Consider the following 467-nt stretch of genomic DNA (forward strand, 5'->3'; position numbering starts at 1 on the left):
TGTAATGCTATTCGCTCTCGCATGATCTGATTGTGTGCCTGATCATTGAGAAGCTTCTGCCGTTCAATCTCATAGCGTTGCTTCATCAGTTCCGCTTCTGTTTTTGCTCTCTCTTGATGCACAAACAGATCAATCTGCTTTTGTTGCAAATCCATCTGATGCATCTGTGCTTTCGTCTCTAAGTCTTGTTGCTTTTCCTGCAACTTCATTTCCTGTTCAGGATCCATCTGCTGTTGTTGTGCCATTTGTTGCTGTTGGAACTTCTCACTGACACGATTAAGCAATGACGCCGGCAATGGTGAATAACGAAGTAGATCAAGCATAATATCCGGCGTAATCGCATTTTGAAGCAATGGAAGCAGTTGTGTGATAATGCCAAAGGTGCGCTCTTTCTCATTCGGGCTGGTTGGCGCATCATCAACGACAATATCATACTCAACACTCGTTACTTCTTCACGCGTCAAAGG

Annotated in this window: 1 protein-coding gene; it reads right to left on the reverse strand. The window is 44.1% G+C overall.

Features of this window, described 5'->3' with window-relative positions:
* Window positions 1–467, reverse strand: a 467-nt coding sequence (locus tag J7R13_RS08865; RefSeq protein ID WP_484791355.1) for a portal protein, incomplete at both ends; no start/stop codon positions are given.

Source organism: Bartonella taylorii 8TBB, from assembly GCF_902825155.1.
GTDB lineage: Bacteria > Pseudomonadota > Alphaproteobacteria > Rhizobiales > Rhizobiaceae > Bartonella > Bartonella taylorii_A.